Source organism: Burkholderia sp. 22PA0106, from assembly GCF_047497155.1.
Taxonomy (GTDB): domain Bacteria; phylum Pseudomonadota; class Gammaproteobacteria; order Burkholderiales; family Burkholderiaceae; genus Burkholderia.
Genome location: NZ_CP163162.1, coordinates 1,562,199 through 1,579,072 on the forward strand (window position 1 = coordinate 1,562,199; position 16,874 = coordinate 1,579,072).

Sequence of the window (16,874 nt, forward strand, 5' to 3'; positions counted from 1 at the left end):
GCGCGGCGGCGCTGACGATTGCCTGACGGCGGCCTCGATGGTCGCCTCGCATCGCCGCCCCTGGTCACCCGGGGGCGGCGTGTTTACTTGCGCGCGCACCTATTTTTGCGCGCCATCACGGTGCCTGATTGCACCGCTTCACGGCATTTGCGCGCCGTCTCGGTGAATCGTTGCGATCGCACTAAAGCGCGCGCCGGGCGGTGCCGTTAGACAAGGGTCGAGCCTGCGTTTTCACGCAACGCGGAACGAGAGACCGTCGAATTCCGGCCCGGAACGCGGCGTTACCCAGGGACCCTTCTGGCGCGTGCAATGCAACACAATCTGTTCTTCCGGCTGCTCGGCCGGCTGCGCGTGGGCCGCAAACTGCTGCTCATCTACCTGCTCGACCTCAGCGCGGTGGTGTACATCAGCAGCATCCTGATCCACGAAAAATACATGTCGATCGATTTCTCGCAGCAGGAGATCGTCGGCAGCCAATACGTGGCCACGGTGCGCGACGCGCTCGTCGACGCCGCGATGCTCGGCGCGGGCGGCCACATCGAGCCGGCCCGGATCGCGCGCACCACGCAGGCGCTGGCCGACGCCGAGCAGCGCTACGGCGCCGACATGAAGAGCAGCGAACTGAATGCGCACGTGCGCGGCGCGTTCGAACGGCTCGCGCGCACGCCGAACCCGATCGGCACCGGCACCGTGCGCGACGCGCTGACGGCTTGCCGCGACCTGATCACGCGGGTCGGCAACCAGTCCAACCTGATCCTCGATCCCGATCTCGACAGCTATTACTCGATGTCGCTGTCGATCCTGCGCTATCCGGCGCTGATCGACGCGGTGGACGGCATCGGCCACCGCCTGCACGAAAGCGCCAGCCAGCCGCCGTCGCGGCGTGACCTCGGCACGCGCTACCTGGTGCTCGAAGGCCAGCTCGACGCGGTCGCGCAGGGGCTGCGCTCCGACTATTCCGAGGCCGGCGCGGCCAACCCCGCCGTGAAGGCCGCGCTGGCCGCGCCGGTCGCGCAACTGCTCGACGCCATCGAGCGCTACCGCGACGCCGCGCGCGCCGAGGTGGCCAGCGGCGGCGCGGATGCCGCCTCGCGTGCCGCTGCCGACCTCGCGCAGCAGGCGCTGGTGGCCCGCATCGGCGACGCGTGGCGCACCACCGGCACCGAGCTCGATGCGCTGCTGCACGCGCGCGTCAGTGCGCTGTTCGCGCGCATGTGGCTGCACCTGGGCACGGCGCTGTTCCTGCTGTGCGGGATCTTGTCGATGGTGTACCTGGTGGCGCAGCAGATCTCTCGGCCGCTGCGCGAGCTGGCACGCGTGATGGACACCGTGCGGCGCACCGGCGACCATCGCCAGCGCGCGACCTGGCACAGCCAGGACGAGATCGGCCAGCTCGTGACCGGCTTCAACGAGATGCTCGTGCAGCTCGACCACGAGCGCGACGTGCAGAAGGAGCTGGCCGCCACCGCACGCGCCTCGGAGGCGCAGTACGCGCTGGTGGAGGCCACCCCGGTGCCGATGATGGTGACCGCCGTGCCGGGCCACGAGGTGCTGCACGCGAACCGCCCGGCGCTGTACTGGCTCAACGGCCGCACCTCCGACCCGTGGGCCTACGGGCTCGATTCGGCGGTGCGCGCGCGGTTTTTCCAGCAACTGTCCGACCGCGAGGCGATCGACGAATTTGAGGTGCGCTGGATGGCCAGCGAGGAGCCGACCTGGGCCATGCTGTCGGCGCGCCGCCTGACGTTCCAGGGCCGCGACGCGGTGCTGACCGCGTTCACGCCGATCAACCAGATCAAGCTGATGGAGCAGCGCCTGGAGCTGTGGGCGAAGGTGTTCGAGGCGTCGTCGGAGGCGATCCTGATCCTCGACAGCGACCGTCGCCTGCTGACCGCCAACGCGTCGTTCTATCGCGCCACCGGCTACCGCGTCGAGAAGGTGGTCGGCACGCTGCCCGAGTTCATCGTGGCGAGCGGCAGCGACACGCCGCTGTTGGCGCAACTGACCGCGCTGGTGGACATTTCCAGCGTGTGGAACGGCGAGGCCGTGGTGCGGCGGCGCGCCGGCGGCGACTATCCGGCGTGGCTGATGATCAGCGCCGTGCGCGACAAGCGCGGTGGCGTCTCGCACTACATCTGCACGCTGATCGACATCACCGACCGCAAGAAGAGCGAAGCGCGCATCCAGTTCCTGGCCGAGCACGACGTGCTGACCGAGCTGCCGAACCGCGCGCTGTTCACGCGGCGGCTCGGCGATGCGATCGAGCACGCGCAACCCGCGCGCGGCGGCGTGGCAGTGATGTTCATCGATCTCGACCGCTTCAAGGACATCAACGACACGTTCGGCCACCATGCCGGCGACGGGCTGCTGCGTTCGGTGTCGCGGCGGCTGATGCAATCGGTGCGCGGCGGCGACACCGTGAGCCGGCTCGGCGGCGACGAGTTCACCGTGCTGCTGACCGGCGCCGGCACCGCCGCCGACGTGCAGCGCCTGATCGACGAACGGCTGCTGCCGCTGATGCGCGAGCCGCACAGCATCGGCGGCATGACGCTGCAGGTGGCGTGCAGCATCGGCATCGCGATGTATCCCGACGATGGCGAGGATATCGAAACGCTGATGCAGAACGCCGACGCCGCCATGTACCGCGCGAAGTCGAGCGGGCGCAACCTCGTCAAATTCTTCTCGCGCGAGATGGCCGAGAACACGCGCCACCGGCTCGAACTCGAAACGCATTTGGGGCAGGCCGTGGAGAACGGCGAGCTGTGGCTGGCCTATCAACCGTGCGTGCAGGCCGAAACCGGCGAACTGTTGAGCGTGGAGGCGCTGCTGCGCTGGCAGCATCCGCATCTCGGCACCGTACCGCCGGGCAAGTTCATCCCGATCGCCGAGGAGACGCGGCTGATCGTGCCGATCGGCGCGTGGGTGATCGACGAGGTGTGCCGCCAGATCGCGAGCTGGCGCGCGGACGGGCTGCCGGAGTTGCGCGTGTCATTGAACCTCTCCGTGGTGCAGTTGCGCGACGATCCGCAACTCGTCAACCGGCTGCGCGAGAGCCTGGCCCGGCACGCTGTGGATGCCGGCAGCCTCGAACTCGAGATCACCGAGACGGTGCTGATGGAAAGCGTCGACCGCTATCTGGATGTGGTCAAGGCAATTCGGGAGATTGGCGTGAAGCTCTCGCTCGACGATTTCGGCACCGGCTATTCGAGCCTCAGCTATCTGCACCGTTTTCCGCTCGACCGGCTCAAGATCGATCGCGCGTTCGTCAACGGGCGGCTCGATGCGCTGGCCGATATCGCCGTGATCCGCGCGATCGTCGAGCTGGGTCACGAGCTGGGGCTGCGCGTGGTGGCCGAGGGCGTCGAGCAGGCCGAGGAAGCCAGCGCGCTCAAGCGCATCGGCTGCGACGAGTTGCAGGGCTTCCTGTACGCGCAGCCGTTGCGGCCCGAGGGGCTGGCGCCGTGGATGCAGGCACGCGATGCGGCCTGCGTGGGGGAGGCGGTTTAGGGCCGTGTTGCATCCCAAGATAGAGGAATCGATTGGCTGGGAGACGACGAAGCATCTTTTCGTTGGGGGCGACAGCCTTGAGATCCTCGATCTGCTTCAGAAGTCATGCCATGGGAAAGTTCGGCTAGTCCATATCGACTGCGATCGGAAGGTGAAATATTTCTGAGAATTCCGAAGAGGATTCAAGGTTTCAACCGTTCCATGGCGCTACAATCCCGATCCGGCTGTCGGGATGCACGATTACCGAGCGGTCAATTCGATATGTGAAACCAAGAGCAAGCTTGAATGGAGAGGGCGTTCATTGTGCTCTTTGTGTTATGCCAATTTCATGAGATTTCTTGCCATGAATTACTATAAATCCAATGCGGTTTACAAAGAACTCGAGCAATCCGACAATCATCCGTTCGTGTGGGTTTCTGGAAATGCGTGGATGCTTGTGTATGCCAACGAATGGTCGGTGCCCCGATTAATGGTTCTGGCTCATGGAGCGTCGTGGGAGCCGGAGCCGATGGCAATGCGTGTCTGCAGCGCAATCGCCACTTCGGCAGGCTTGCCGGTCATCCAAGTCGAATTCGACGATACTGCCGATTCGATTGACGACGTGCGTTACGCCAACAGCCTTGGCGGTCAGGCAACCACGATCTCCCTCGTCGATCTGAAGGCGCAATTCCATGCGTTCGGCCTCCCAGTCACAAGTGGTGCATGCGGGAAAAGCGTCAACGACTCCAGCAGCAGCGCGTACCACAATTGGCAACGCGACAATCTTGGTGCAATCAAGGTCACCGATATCGATCTTGTGAGAATAAATAGCACCGGGATGCCGCGCGAGATCATTGAGCTCAAGCGCTCCTATATTCCGCTAAACCAATGGTCGCCATTTTCGAGCGATTTCGTGAACTTCAACGTTCTCCACGATGTCGCAAGACGGGCAGTTTTGCAGTTCACTATCGCGTACAACGTTCGGCAAACCAATCCTTTTCGGGACGACGCATCGTGGCTTTCGCTGTTCGACTACCCGATTCCCGGTCGCCCTGAACCCCTTGGGCAGTTCGCATTCGGAGATTTCGTATTGGGGAAATACTGAAATCAAGTATCGGGATGGGGGCTTTGGCTGTGTCGGTTTCGAAGCCGCAATCACCCCCCCACCTCCGGCACATACCCCGCCACCGCCTCCTCATACAACGCCCCCATCGTCACCGCCGCCGCAATCGCCGCCTCATCGCGCTCGCCAGTCAACATCCCCCAGCGCCGGTACTGCGCCATGAACCACAGCCCATCCTCGGCCAACGGCCGATTCGTCTTGCCGCCATCATGAAACCGCACCGGCGCCGGCGTTTCGGCAAACGGCCCCACGCCATAGTCACCCAGCAACCGAGGCAGAATCTGCGAAACCGGCACCCCAAGCGCATCGGGTTCCGACAGCCACTCGGCCGCCCGCGCGCGATTGCCCGGCAGATCGAGCCACGCGCAGGCATCCACCAGCGTGCGAATCAACGCTCGCGCCGTGTTCGGATACAGCGCCGCGAACTCGCGTCGGCACGCCAGCGCCTTCTCGGGGTGATCGCGCCACACCTCGCTGGTCGCGGCCACGGTGCGGCCAGCGCCTTGCGCCTCGGCCACGGCGTTCCACGGCTCGCCCACACAGAAACCATCCAGTTCGCCGCACGCGAGCGCGTCGGCCATCCCCGGCGGCGGAATCACGATGCTGCGGATGTCGTGCAACGGGTCTACCCCGTGCGCGGCCAGCCACGCATATAGCCACATCGCATGGGTGCCGGTCGGAAACGTCTGCGCGAACACCGGCTTGCGGCCGAGCGTGGCGAGCGCGGCGCGCAGATCGCCGCCAGCGTGCCACGCATCGGCGAGCCGGTTCGAGAACGTGATGGCCTGCCCGTTGCGGTTCAGCACCGACAGCACGGCCAGGTCGGCGCGCGGCCCGCCGATGCCTAGCTGCACGCCATACACGAGCCCGTACAAGGCATGCGCGGCGTCGATCTCGCCCATCAGCAACTTGTCGCGGATGCTGGCCCACGACGGCTGGCGCTCCAGCGTCAGCGCAAGGCCATGCCGTTCGCCGAGCTTCAGGCGTTGCGCGACGACCAGCGGCGCGGCGTCGCTCAAGGCGACGAAGCCGAGCCGCAACTCGCGGCGTTCGGGCGGCGGAAAAGTCGGTTGGTTCATGCTTCACCATCGGGATTGCGTGATGCGACGAGCAGCTGACGCGCCGCTTCGACGATCTTGATGCCCTGATCCATCGCGCTGCGGCGCAACGTGGCGTAGGCATCGTGTTCGGAGAGCCGGCGCGTTTCCATCAGCAGGCGCTTGGCGCGGTCGATCAGCTTGCGGTCGGCCAGTTCGTTCTCGACCTCGGCCAGCCGGCGGCGCAACGCTTCGTCGTGCGAAAAGCGCGCGAGCGCGACCTCGATGATCGGCGCAAGCCGCTCGGCCGACAAACCCTCGACGAGATAGGCGCTGACGCCGGCGCCCACGGCCGCGCGGATCAACTGCTGATCCGAATCGGGGCTGAACATCAGCACCGGGCGCGGCGCGCGCGCGTGCATCACGGCCAGTTGTTCGAGCGTGTCGCGCGACGGCGATTCGGTATCGATGATGACGACGTCGGGCCGTTCCTTCTCGACCACGGCCGGCAGCCGCGCCGGCGTGGCGACCTCGTCGAGCATCTCGTAGTGGAGCCGCGCAAGCGTGTCGCGCAACTCGCCGATCGGCTTGTCCGTATCGGTGACGAGCAGCACGCGCAGCGGGCGGGTGGCGTCGTTCAGTCCCATGAGGCGTGCGCGGAGTGAAGCCGCGCCGACGACGGCGCGTGAAACCGGGCAAACCGCGCCGCGCAGCACATGGCGAAAGCGGCGAACGCGGCGAGGGCGACGAAACGAAACTCAGGCCGCATCGGACAGCGCCCCCGGAACCTGCGTTTCAAGCGATCGTTGCGCATCGGCGGCAACCGGCGGCAGCATCGCCAGCGCCTCGCCGATCGCCTGCCCGACGAGGATCACGGCCGGGCTGCCGAGCCCGGCCTCGACAGGGCCGCTGGCGAGTGCGGCCAGCGCACCCGTCCAGTGACGTGCCCGCGCGGTGCCGGCCCATTCGACGACGGCGGCCGGCGTGGCGGCGTCGAGCGTGGCGAGCAGCCCGGCAGCCACGCTGGCGATGCGGCTCATGCCCATGTAGACGACCAGCGTGGTGCCGCTGGCCGCGAGCGCGGCCCAATCGGGCTCGCCGTGATCCTGCAGATGCGCGGTGACGAACGTGACGCCCTGGCAATGGCGGCGATGCGTGAGCGAGACGCCGAGTTCGGCGGCGGCCGCGAAGCCGGACGAAATGCCGTTGATGATCTCGATGCGAATGCCGGCCGCGTGCAGCGCGCTCAATTCCTCGCCGGCACGGCCGAACAGCAGCGCGTCGCCGCCCTTGACGCGCACTACCTGCAAGCCGCGCAGCGCATAGCGGCGCATCAGCTTCTCGATGAACGCTTGCGGCGTGGAGCGGCAGCCGCCGCGCTTGCCAACGCGCACGATGCGCGCCTGCGGGGCCAGCTCGGCGACGGCGGGATCGACCAGGTCGTCGATCAGCACCACGTCGGCGGCGGCCAGCGCGCGGGCCGCCTTGATCGTCAGGAGATCGGGGTCGCCGGGGCCGGCGCCGAGCAGCGTGACCTTGCCAGTGGGGTTCGTCATGTTCGTATTGCGTTCCAGTGAGGCGCACGACGCGGCGCGCGCCGCCGGAACCGCACGGCGTCGCGCGCCGGCCATGCGGCCGGGCGTTGGGGACGCCATTGTCCGGAGAGGCCGCTGCGTTGCCGCGCGGCCCGAATCGTCGGTATTGCGGGCGCCGACATCGTTGCCGGCGCGTGCTCTTTATTGCAATAAGCGCGCCAGCTCGATCGGGCTGGCCGATGCGTCGCCATTCGCCATGGTTCGCCGCACCGCGCAGCCCCATCCGAGCGAGGCCGCGCGGCATGCCCGGCATCGCGCAATCGGGCCGCCGTCGCCTCGCCTCGACATGCATCCGTACCCGCTTGCGGTGCATCACCGCCGCACGCGCACAGTGCTGCGCCGCACCAAGTCTGTGCGACTGTGCGTCACAACGCGACGCCCCGCGATCGCGCCCCGACCGGCGAAATCGCCGCAAACCCTTGTCAGCATTCAATCGCTCGGTTCTGGCACGGCGCTTGCAATGCAGGGTCGAGCGCATCAACGGCGATGTGCTCCGCAATACGGCATCACTGCAACACCGAATACTGAGCGGCCCGGCAACGGGCTTTCTGGGCAACGGCGTCCTGTGCATCCGGTCTTTCGACCGGGTTCTCAGGGCGCCGTTTTCGTTTTTGGGTTACCCACATGATCAACAAGGCCACCCGCATCGACCTGTTCAGCCTGCGCACCGTGCAGATGCGCGCGTTCCATCTGACCTGGATGGCGTTCTTCGTCTGCTTCTTCGCGTGGTTCGCCTGCGCGCCGCTGATGCCGCTGATCGCCAAGCAGTTCCACCTGAATGCCGGCCAGGTCGCCGACATCAATATCGCGGCCGTGGCCGCGACGATCCTGGTGCGCCTGCTGGTCGGGCCGCTGTGCGACCGCTTCGGCCCGCGCCGCGTCTATACCGGCCTGCTGGTGCTCGGCGCGATTCCGGTGATCGCGGTGGCCTTCAGCCACGACTACTGGACGTTCCTGATCTGCCGCCTCGGCATCGGCGCGGTGGGCGCGAGCTTCGTGATCACGCAGTACCACACCTCGGTGATGTTCGCGCCGAACGTGGTGGGCACGGCCAACGCCACCACCGCGGGCTGGGGCAATGCCGGCGCGGGCGCGGCGCAGGCGCTGGTGCCGCTGCTGGTGTCGGCCGCGCTGATGCTCGGCTTCGGCGACGGCTCGGCCTGGCGCGCGGCGCTGGTGGTGCCGGGCATCGCGATGCTGCTGATGGCCGTCGTCTACTGGCGCGGCACGCAGGACACGCCGCGCGGCGACGTGCTGGCGCTGCGCGCGCAAGGCGAAACCGTGGAGAGCGGCAAGAAGGGCGGCTGGGGCAGCTTCGTCGCGGCCTCGCGCAACTACCGCGTGTGGATGCTGGCGATCACCTACGCCGCCTGCTTCGGCGTGGAAGTGTTCATCCACAACATCGCCTCGCTGTACTACGTCAATCACTTCCAGTTGTCGCTGAAGGATGCGGGCTTCGCGGCCGGCATCTTCGGCTTGCTCGCGCTGTTCGCGCGGGCGCTCGGCGGCGTGCTGTCGGACCGCTTCGCGGCGCGCCGCGGCCTGGCGGTGCGCTCGCTGCTGCTGGCGGTGCTGATCGCCGGCGAAGGCCTCGGCCTGCTGGCGTTCGCCCATGCGGGGCAGGTGGGCACGGCGGTGCTGGCGATGGTGGCGTTCGGCCTGTTCACGCACATGGCCTGCGGCGCGACCTACGCGCTGGTGCCGTTCATCGATCGCAATTCGCTGGGCGGCGTGGCGGGCATCGTCGGCGCGGGCGGCAACGTGGGTGCGGTGGCGGCCGGCTTCCTGATGAAGGGCGTGGGCGACGTGCAGACCACGCTGTCGGTGCTCGGCGCGGTGGTGCTGGTCACCTCGCTCTGCGCGATCGCGGTGCGCTTCAGCGCCGAACACATGGCCCGCGAGGCGGCGCTGCGCGCCAGCGCGCTGGCCGCGAACGCCGTCAACTGATCCAGGCTTACGGGAGAACCCATCATGAACATCGTCGTCATCGGTCACGGGATGGTCGGCCACAAGCTGCTCGAATGCCTCGCCGCGCAGGCTCACGACACGGCGCCGCGCGTCACGGTGCTCTGCGAGGAGCCGCGCCCGGCCTACGATCGCGTGCATCTGTCGGCCTTCTTCTCGGGCAAGTCGGCGGACGAGCTGTCGCTGGTCGCGCCGGGCTTCTTCGAGGCGCATCCGCATCTCGCGCTGCGCCTGGGCACGGCCGCCGCCTCGATCGACCGCGCCGCGCGCACGGTCACGCTGGCCGACGGCGAAACGCTCGGCTACGACAAGCTGGTGTTCGCGACCGGCTCGTCGCCGTTCGTGCCGCCGGTGCCGGGCCGCGAGCGCGACGATTGCTTCGTCTACCGCACCATCGAGGATCTGCTCGCGATGCAGGAATGCGGCGCGCGCGCCAGCTCCGGCGTGGTGGTGGGCGGCGGCCTGCTCGGCCTCGAATGCGCGAAGGCGCTGCGCGACATGGGCCTCGACACGCACGTGGTGGAATTCGCGCCGCGCCTGATGGCGGTGCAGGTGGACGACGGCGGCGGCAGCATGCTGCGCGGCCGCATCGAGGCGCTCGGCGTGCAGGTGCATACCGGCAAGAACACGCTGGAGATCGTCGATGGCGAGGCGGGCACGCATCGCATGAAGTTCGCCGACGGCACGCACCTCGACACCGACATGATCGTGTTCTCGGCCGGCATCCGCCCGCGCGATCAACTGGCGCGCGACTGCGGCCTGGAAATCGGCCCGCGCGGCGGCGTGGCGATCGACAGCGCCTGCCGCACCAGCGATCCGGATATTTACGCGATCGGCGAATGCGCGGCCTGGAACGGCCAGACCTTCGGCCTGGTCGCGCCGGGCTACGACATGGCGCGCGTGGTGGCCTCGCAACTGGCGGGCGGCGACGGCACGTTCGCCGGCGCGGACATGAGCACCAAGCTCAAGCTGATGGGCGTGGACGTGGCCAGCATCGGCGACGCGCACGCGAAAACGCCGGGCTGCCGCGTGGTGCAGTACGCGGACGGCCGGCGCGAGATCTACAAGAAGCTGGTGACGTCGGCCGACGGCAAGCAGCTGCTCGGCGCGGTGCTGGTGGGCGACGCGGCCGAATACGGCACGCTGCTGCAGATGATGCTGAACGCGATCGCGCTGCCGGCCGAGCCGGAAACGCTGATCCTGCCGCAATCGGACGGCGCGGCCAAGCCGGGCCTGGGTGTCGACATGCTGCCGGCCGGCGCGCAGATCTGCTCGTGCAACAACGTCTCGAAGGGCCAGCTGTGCGAGGCCGTGGCGAACGGCGCGACCAGCATCGGCGCGCTGAAGAGCTGCACCGGCGCGGGCACCTCGTGCGGCGGCTGCGTGCCGCTCGTCACGCAGGTCATGAAGGCGGAGATGAAGAAGCAGGGCCTGGCCGTCAACAACCATCTGTGCGAACACTTCGCGTATTCGCGTCAGGAGCTGTATCACCTGATCCGCGTGGAAGGCATCCGCAGCTTCGGCGAACTGCTCGCGAAATACGGCACGGGCCTCGGCTGCGACATCTGCAAGCCGACCGCCGCCTCGATCCTGGCCTCGTGCTGGAACGAGTTCGTGCTGAAGACGGAACACGCGAGCCTGCAGGATTCGAACGACTACTACCTCGCCAACATCCAGCGCGACGGCACCTATTCGGTGGTGCCGCGCATGCCGGGCGGCGAGGTCACGCCGGAAGGGCTGATCGCGGTCGGGCAGGTGGCGAAGAAGTACAAGCTCTACACCAAGATCACGGGCGGCCAGCGCGTGGACCTGTTCGGCGCGCGCGTCGAGCAACTGCCGCTGATCTGGGAAGAACTGATCGAGGCCGGCTTCGAATCGGGCCACGCCTACGGCAAATCGCTGCGCACCGTGAAATCGTGCGTGGGCTCGACCTGGTGCCGGTTCGGCGTGGGCGATTCGGTGGGCCTCGCGATCGATCTGGAGAACCGCTACAAGGGCCTGCGCGCGCCGCACAAGATCAAGTTCGGCGTGTCGGGCTGCACGCGCGAGTGCGCCGAGGCGCAGGGCAAGGACATCGGCGTGATCGCCACCGAGAAGGGCTGGAACCTGTACGTGTGCGGCAACGGCGGCATGAAGCCGCGCCACGCCGAGCTGCTGGCCTCGGATCTCGATCGCGACACGCTGATCCGCTACATCGACCGCGTGCTGATGTTCTACGTGCGCACCGCCGACCGGCTGCAACGCACCAGCACCTGGCGCGACAACCTCGAAGGCGGCCTCGATTATTTGATCGACGTGGTCGTCAACGACACGCTCGGCCTCGGCGAAGAACTCGAAGCGCAGATGGCCCACGTGGTCGCCACCTACGAATGCGAATGGAAGAAGGCCGTGACCGATCCCGCCACGCGCCGCCGCTTCCGTCACTTCGTCAACAGCGAATCGGCCGACGCGACCATCGCGTTCGTCGAGGAGCGCGGGCAGATCCGCCCGGCCAACGAGGCCGAACGCGCCGCTGCCGCGCTGGAAGCGGCAACGGCTGCCGCAGTCGAACCCGCGACGGCCTGAGCGCCGCAGCACGCCTGACCCGAATCGAGGAATACGCAATGCAAACCCAATCGACCCCGACGTCCCCCGCCGCGAACTGGACGCCCGTTTGCCCGCTGCACGACATCGTGCCGAACACCGGCGTGTGCGCGCTCGTAAACGGCGGCCAGGTCGCCGTGTTCCGCGTGGAAGGCCGCGACGGCGCGACCGGCATCTACGCGATCGACAACATCGATCCGCTGTCGCGCGCCGCGATCCTGTCGCGCGGCCTGGTGGGCAGCCTCGGCGAGCGCGTGGTGGTGGCCTCGCCGCTGTTCAAGCAGCACTTCGACCTGCGTACCGGCGAATGCGTCGAGGCGCCGGAGAAATCGGTGGCCGTCTACGCCTCGCGCGTCGAGGACGGCTTCGTGTGGGTCGGCACGGCCTGACCCGCGACGCCATCGTTACGGAGCGCGCATGACCAGCACAGGCGGCACGAGCGTCAAGACGGTTTGCCCGTATTGCGGCGTGGGTTGCGGGATGGTGCTGCACGTCGAGGCGGGCGAGGTGGTCAAGGTGTCGGGCGACACCGAGCACCCGTCCAACTTCGGGCGGCTGTGCACCAAGGGTTCGTCGGCGCACGTCGCGCTGCGTCACGCGGGGCGGCTCGAAACGGCCTACCTGCGAGAGGCGCGCGAGTACGATCCGGCGCCGCTCGCGATGGACGACGCGATCCGCGAAACCGCGCGCCGCCTGCGCACGCTGCTCGACGCGCACGGCCCGGACGCGCTGTCGTTCTACGTGTCGGGGCAGATGTCGATCGAGGCGCAATACCTCGTCAACAAGCTCGCGAAGGGCTATATCCGCACCTCGCACGTCGAATCGAATTCGCGGCTCTGCATGGCGAGCGCGGGCAGCGGCTACAAGCTCTCGCTGGGCGCGGACGGCCCGCCCGGCTCGTACCAGGATTTCGATCGCGCGAACCTGTTCTTCGTGATCGGCGCGAACATGGCCGACTGCCATCCGATCCTGTTCCTGCGCATGATGGATCGCGTCAAGGCCGGCGCGAAGCTGATCGTGGTCGATCCGCGCCGCAACACCACCGCCGACAAGGCCTCGCTGTTCCTGCAGATCAAGCCCGGCACCGATCTCGCGCTGCTCAACGGCCTGCTGCATCTGCTGCACGCGAACGGCCGCACCGATGCCGCGTTCATCGACGCGCACACCGAAGGCTGGGACGCGATGCCGGCGTTCCTCGCCGGCTACACGCCGGAGAAGGTCGCCGCGATCACCGGCTTGCCGGAGGACGAGATCCGCCGCGCCGCGCAGATGATCGGCGACGCGCCGGACTGGATGAGCTGCTGGACCATGGGCCTGAACCAGAGCACGCGCGGCACCTGGCACACCAACGCGATCTGCAACCTGCACCTGGCGACCGGCGCGATCTGCCGCCCCGGCAGCGGGCCGTTCTCGCTGACCGGCCAGCCGAACGCGATGGGCGGGCGCGAGATGGGCTACATGGGGCCGGGCCTGCCGGGCCAGCGCAGCCTGCTCGACGCGTCCGACCGCGCCTTCGTGGAATCCCTCTGGCAACTGCCGGCCGACACCTTGCGCCCCGAGGGCGGCGGCGGCACCGTCGACATGTTCAAGCAGATGACGGCCGGCGAGATCAAGGCCTGCTGGATCATCTGCACCAACCCGGTGGCGACCATGGCGAACCGCGCCAACGCCATCGCCGGCCTGCAGGCGGCCGAGCTGGTGATCGCGCAGGACGCGTTCCTCGACACCGAAACCAACCGCTACGCCGACATCCTGCTGCCGGGCGCGCTGTGGGCAGAGGCCGACGGCGTGATGATCAACTCCGAGCGCAATCTCACGCTCACGCAGCAGGCCATCGCGCCGCCCGGCGACGCGCGCGCCGATTGGGCGATCGTGGCCGCCGTCGCGCGCGAGATGGGTTTTCGCGAGGCGTTCGACTACACGTCGGCCGAGCAGGTGTTCGACGAGATCGTGCGTTTCTCGAACCCGAAGACGGGTTACGACCTGCGCGGCGCGAGCCATCGCGCGCTGCGCGTCACGCCGATCCAGTGGCCGTGTCCGCCCGAGGACGGCAACGACCGCCATCCCATTCGCTACCGCAACGACGGCGTCAGCCAGCCGCTGCTGACCCACGAGGACGGCACCACGCCCGCGCTCGCGTTCCCCACGCCGAGCGGCCGCGCGCGGTTCTTCGCGCGCCCGCACGGCGACGCGGCGGACCTGCCCGACGCCGAATTCCCGATCGTGCTGAACACCGGCCGCCTGCAGCACCAGTGGCACACCATGACCAAGACCGGCAAGGTGGCGATGCTCAACAAGCTGAACTCCAAGCCGTTCGTCGAGGTGCATCCCGAGGATGCGGCGGCGCTCGGCATTGCCGCCAACGACAGCGTCGAGCTGCGCTCGCGGCGCGGCCGCGCGGTGCTGCCGGCGGTGGTGACCGACCGCGTGCAGCCGGGCGCGGCGTTCGCGCCGATGCACTGGAACGACGTGTACGGCGAGGCGCTGTGCGTGAACGCGCTGACCAGCGACGCCGTCGATCCCGTCTCGCTGCAACCCGAACTGAAGTTCTGCGCGGTCTCGCTGACCCGCGTGGACACCGCGCCGCCGTCCCTGTCGCCCGAGGCTGGCGGCGCGGCCTCTGAACCGAACCCGCAGGCCGCGCGCGAAGGCGCGACGGCCACGCACCAGGAATCGACCATGTCAGCCGCTCTCGATACGTTTTCGGCCGCGCTCGGCCTGCACGACCTTGCCGCGCCGCGCCTCAGCGACGCCGAACGCGTCTACGTGGCCGGCTTCGTCAGCGGGCTGCGCGCCGCGCCGGCCGACGGCGTGCCGGTGCTGCCGGCCAGCGCGCCGTGCGCGCCCGCCACGCGGCTCTGGTTCGACGGCATGCTGGCCGGGCTGTACAGCCGCGCGCCGCGCGCCGACGCGCCTGCGTTGCCGGGCACAGCGGCTCTGCCGGACGGTGCGGCCGACGCCCACGATGCGGCGGCCGGCGTGCGGATCGTCCACGCGCGGCCCAAGGTCGTGCTGCTGTGGGCCTCGCAGACAGGCAACATCGAATCGCTGACCGAGCTGTACGCCACGCTGCTGATGAACGCCGGCTTCGAGATCCGCATCGCCTGCATGGCCGACGCCACGCCGGCCGTGTTCGCGAACGCGCAATACGCACTGCTGATGACCAGCACGTTCGGCGACGGCGACGCGCCCGACAACGGCGCGGCGTTCTGGGACGCGCTGTCGGCGGCCGGCGCGCCGCGCCTCGACGGCCTGCGCTTCGCCGTGCTCGCGTTCGGCGATCGCAACTACGACGCGTTCTGCGGCCACGGCCGACGGCTCGACGCGCGCCTGGCCGAACTGGGCGGCGAGCGGCTGGCCGAGCGCGTGGATTGCGACGCGGAATTCCAGCCCGCCGCCGATAGCTGGCTCGAACGCACCATCGCGCGGATCAAGAGCGTCGACGCCGCGCTGCATGCCGTGCCCGACGGCGGCGCGATCCCGTCGCTGCTGCCGACCAAGGCGCGGCCTGCCGCGTCGCGGCTGGTGTCGAACCTGAAGCTGAACCAGCCCGGCGCCTCGAAGGACACGCGCTATCTGTCGCTGTCGGCCGAGGGCGCAGCGCTCGAATACGAAGCTGGCGACGCGCTCGGCATCTGGCCGACCAACTGTCCGGCGGTGGTGGACGAACTGCTGGCGCTGACCAGGCTGTCGGCCGACACGCCGGTGGCGGTGGCCGGCGTAGGCGACTTGCGGCTGGCCGATGCGCTCGGCAAGCATCTCGACATCACGCGCCCGCATCCCGATGCGCTCGCGCTGATCGCCGAGCGCAGCCGCAACGGCGCGCTCAAGTCGCTGCTGGCCGACGAGCGCAAGGGCGATCTCAAGAACTGGCTCTGGGGCCAGCAACTGGCCGACGTGCTGCACGAATTCCCGGTGGATCTGTCGGCCGCCGATCTGGTCGGCATGCTCAAGCGGATCCAGCCGCGCCTGTATTCGATCGCATCGAGCCCGGCCGCGCATCGCGACGAGGTGCACCTGACCGTGTCGGCGGTGCGTTACAGCAACGGCCGCCGCGACCGCAAGGGCGTGGCCTCGACGTTCCTGGCCGACCGCGCGGCCGACGGCGGCGTGCCGGTGTTCGTGCAGAAATCGGCGCATTTCCGGCCGCCCGCGCATGGCGAGACGCCGATCGTGATGGTCGGCCCCGGCACCGGCATCGCGCCGTTCCGCGGCTTCCTGCACGAGCGGCGCGCGCGCGGCGCGAGCGGGCGCAATTGGCTGTTCTTCGGCGAGCAGCATGCGGCCACCGATTTCTACTATCGCGACGAGCTGACCGCGATGCGCGACGACGGTTTTTTGACCGAACTCGACGTGGCGTTTTCGCGCGATCAGGAGGAGAAGGTGTATGTGCAGGACCGCATGCGCGAGCGCGGTGCGGAACTGTGGTCGTGGCTCGATGCGGGCGCGCATTTTTACGTGTGCGGAGATGCGTCGCGGATGGCGAAGGATGTCGATGCCGCGCTGAAGGCGGTGGTGGCCGCTCACGGCGGGATGGACGAGGCGCAGGCCGGGGAGTATGTGGCGAGGATGGCGAAGGAGCGTAGGTATCTGCGCGATGTTTATTGAGTGAGAGGCCTTGATTTTGTAGTCCGCTCATCAAATAAAATCCAATCGCCGAATTGGGCGGCGAGGCGCCCAATTCGGCGACCTGCTGCGCGACATCGCGCGAAACCGACGCGAACCTCCCGCGCGGGCCTGGCAACGGCCAAACGTGCCACGAGTAATTCTTCTACAAAGCGCAACGGGAAATCACCCGGCCTGCCGCTGATCCAATCGCTGACGACCCATTAACTTCGCCGACGGGCGGCTCGATGCCGAATCGTTCGCCGAGATGCCGTTGTCGCACCCGCAAGAAATTCAGAAACATCCAATTTTCATCAACCCCCGCTTTTTATACACTCGCGACGACCTGAAATAAGACGCGCAACTGCAATGGATGCGCGAATAAAGGGAGACGATGAGCACTTGCAGCCGGCATGGGCAGTTATCAGGGGGCATGTCACGAGAATCCAATCGCAGGGTCGAGCGTCGTCGGCGCGCTGC

Annotated in this window: 9 protein-coding genes; 6 read left to right on the forward strand and 3 right to left on the reverse strand. The window is 68.0% G+C overall.

All coding sequences use genetic code 11. The features are described from left to right. The first annotated feature begins 309 nt into the window (after positions 1-309). Together AB4850_RS06705 and AB4850_RS06710 are read left to right on the forward strand one after the other, a co-directional pair. Positions 310-3,507 (forward strand): EAL domain-containing protein, encoded by a 3,198-nt coding sequence (locus tag AB4850_RS06705; protein ID WP_414441823.1) that lies wholly within the window; start codon positions 310-312, stop codon positions 3,505-3,507. 343 nt (positions 3,508-3,850) lie between these two features. Then, the gene (locus AB4850_RS06710; RefSeq protein ID WP_414441824.1) at positions 3,851-4,591 is read left to right on the forward strand and encodes a hypothetical protein; all 741 of its coding nucleotides are present in this window, start codon (positions 3,851-3,853) and stop codon (positions 4,589-4,591) included. A gap of 50 nt (positions 4,592-4,641) precedes the next feature. Here AB4850_RS06710 and AB4850_RS06715 read toward each other — a convergent pair whose 3' ends face one another. The 3 genes from AB4850_RS06715 to cobA all read right to left on the reverse strand — a co-directional run bounded on the left by AB4850_RS06715 (position 4,642) and on the right by cobA (position 7,202). Beyond that, complete coding sequence (locus AB4850_RS06715; protein ID WP_414441825.1) at positions 4,642-5,688, reverse strand: CmpA/NrtA family ABC transporter substrate-binding protein; 1,047 nt, start codon at positions 5,686-5,688, stop codon at positions 4,642-4,644. Next, the gene (locus tag AB4850_RS06720) at positions 5,685-6,293 is read right to left on the reverse strand and encodes an ANTAR domain-containing response regulator (protein ID WP_414441826.1); all 609 of its coding nucleotides are present in this window, start codon (positions 6,291-6,293) and stop codon (positions 5,685-5,687) included. The genes AB4850_RS06715 and AB4850_RS06720 overlap by 4 nt, the downstream gene beginning before the upstream one ends. Positions 6,294-6,404: 111 nt before the next feature. After that, entirely contained in the window at positions 6,405-7,202 is a 798-nt protein-coding gene (cobA, locus tag AB4850_RS06725; protein ID WP_414441827.1) for a uroporphyrinogen-III C-methyltransferase, read from the reverse strand. A 663-nt stretch (positions 7,203-7,865) separates the two neighbouring features. On the opposite strand from cobA, the gene AB4850_RS06730 reads away from it, so the two are divergent. Genes AB4850_RS06730 through AB4850_RS06745 form a run of 4 tightly spaced genes read left to right on the forward strand, consistent with a single transcriptional unit; the run spans position 7,866 to position 16,397 of the window. Next, the gene (locus AB4850_RS06730) at positions 7,866-9,188 is read left to right on the forward strand and encodes an MFS transporter (RefSeq protein WP_414441828.1); all 1,323 of its coding nucleotides are present in this window, start codon (positions 7,866-7,868) and stop codon (positions 9,186-9,188) included. Between the two features lie 24 nt (positions 9,189-9,212). Next, positions 9,213-11,771 (forward strand): nitrite reductase large subunit NirB, encoded by a 2,559-nt coding sequence (gene nirB / locus AB4850_RS06735; protein WP_414441829.1) that lies wholly within the window; start codon positions 9,213-9,215, stop codon positions 11,769-11,771. A gap of 38 nt (positions 11,772-11,809) precedes the next feature. After that, on the forward strand, positions 11,810-12,178 hold the full coding sequence (gene nirD, locus AB4850_RS06740; protein ID WP_414441830.1) for a nitrite reductase small subunit NirD: 369 nt from the start codon (positions 11,810-11,812) through the stop codon (positions 12,176-12,178). A gap of 28 nt (positions 12,179-12,206) precedes the next feature. Then, positions 12,207-16,397, forward strand: a complete 4,191-nt coding sequence (locus AB4850_RS06745) for a molybdopterin-dependent oxidoreductase (protein ID WP_414441831.1) — start codon at positions 12,207-12,209, stop codon at positions 16,395-16,397. The last annotated feature ends 477 nt before the right edge of the window (positions 16,398-16,874 follow it).

Excerpts from the sequence above, each read along its gene's own strand:
- AB4850_RS06705 (WP_414441823.1), top strand. The coding sequence starts at position 310 with ATGCAACACAATCTGTTCTTCCGGCTGCTCGGCCGGCTGCGCGTGGGC.
- AB4850_RS06710 (WP_414441824.1), top strand. The coding sequence starts at position 3,851 with ATGAATTACTATAAATCCAATGCGGTTTACAAAGAACTCGAGCAATCC.
- AB4850_RS06715 (WP_414441825.1), bottom strand. The coding sequence starts at position 5,688 with ATGAACCAACCGACTTTTCCGCCGCCCGAACGCCGCGAGTTGCGGCTC.
- AB4850_RS06720 (WP_414441826.1), bottom strand. The coding sequence starts at position 6,293 with ATGGGACTGAACGACGCCACCCGCCCGCTGCGCGTGCTGCTCGTCACC.
- cobA (WP_414441827.1), bottom strand. The coding sequence starts at position 7,202 with ATGACGAACCCCACTGGCAAGGTCACGCTGCTCGGCGCCGGCCCCGGC.
- AB4850_RS06730 (WP_414441828.1), top strand. The coding sequence starts at position 7,866 with ATGATCAACAAGGCCACCCGCATCGACCTGTTCAGCCTGCGCACCGTG.
- nirB (WP_414441829.1), top strand. The coding sequence starts at position 9,213 with ATGAACATCGTCGTCATCGGTCACGGGATGGTCGGCCACAAGCTGCTC.
- nirD (WP_414441830.1), top strand. The coding sequence starts at position 11,810 with ATGCAAACCCAATCGACCCCGACGTCCCCCGCCGCGAACTGGACGCCC.
- AB4850_RS06745 (WP_414441831.1), top strand. The coding sequence starts at position 12,207 with ATGACCAGCACAGGCGGCACGAGCGTCAAGACGGTTTGCCCGTATTGC.